We start from the raw sequence: 1,216 nt of genomic DNA, 5'->3' as shown, positions 1-1,216 counted from the left end.
AACACAGTGGACGCGAGCAACTGAGGACAAGCCCTCGGCCTATTAGTACCAGTCAGCTCCACCCGTTACCGGGCTTCCACATCTGGCCTATCAACCCAGTCGTCTACTGGGAGCCTTAACCACTCAAGGTGGTGGGAATACTCATCTCGAAGCAGGCTTCCCGCTTAGATGCTTTCAGCGGTTATCCTTTCCGAACGTAGCCAACCAGCCATGCCCTTGGCAGGACAACTGGCACACCAGAGGTTCGTCCGTCCCGGTCCTCTCGTACTAGGGACAGCCCTTCTCAATATTCCTACGCGCACAGCGGATAGGGACCGAACTGTCTCACGACGTTCTAAACCCAGCTCGCGTACCGCTTTAATGGGCGAACAGCCCAACCCTTGGGACCGACTCCAGCCCCAGGATGCGACGAGCCGACATCGAGGTGCCAAACCATCCCGTCGATATGGACTCTTGGGGAAGATCAGCCTGTTATCCCCGGGGTACCTTTTATCCGTTGAGCGACAGCGCTTCCACAAGCCACTGCCGGATCACTAGTCCCGACTTTCGTCCCTGCTCGACCCGTCGGTCTCACAGTCAAGCTCCCTTGTGCACTTACACTCAACACCTGATTGCCAACCAGGCTGAGGGAACCTTTGGGCGCCTCCGTTACTCTTTAGGAGGCAACCGCCCCAGTTAAACTACCCATCAGACACTGTCCCTGATCCGGATCACGGACCCAGGTTAGACATCCAGCACGACCAGAGTGGTATTTCAACGGCGACTCCACAACCACTGGCGTGGCTGCTTCAAAGTCTCCCACCTATCCTACACAAGCCGAACCGAACACCAATATCAAACTATAGTAAAGGTCCCGGGGTCTTTCCGTCCTGCTGCGCGAAACGAGCATCTTTACTCGTAGTGCAATTTCACCGGGCCTATGGTTGAGACAGTCGAGAAGTCGTTACGCCATTCGTGCAGGTCGGAACTTACCCGACAAGGAATTTCGCTACCTTAGGATGGTTATAGTTACCACCGCCGTTTACTGGCGCTTAAGTTCTCAGCTTCGCACACCCGAAAGTGCACTAACCGGTCCCCTTAACGTTCCAGCACCGGGCAGGCGTCAGTCCGTATACATCGCCTTACGGCTTCGCACGGACCTGTGTTTTTAGTAAACAGTCGCTTCTCGCTGGTCTCTGCGGCCACCCCCAGCTCATGGAGTAAATCCAATCACCAG

The 1,216-nt window shown here is 55.5% G+C and carries 1 rRNA gene; it reads right to left on the bottom strand.

Annotated features, from left to right (window positions below):
- Window positions 1-22: 22 nt before the first annotated feature.
- Window positions 23-1,216, bottom strand: a 23S ribosomal RNA gene (locus ACFU5K_RS31975); the annotation flags it as partial.

This window comes from Streptomyces sp. NPDC057428 (assembly GCF_042803195.1).
Classification (GTDB): Bacteria; Actinomycetota; Actinomycetes; order Streptomycetales; family Streptomycetaceae; genus Streptomyces.
Note: the sequence above shows the minus strand (reverse complement) of the source record. Positions and strands in the feature narration are given on the sequence as shown.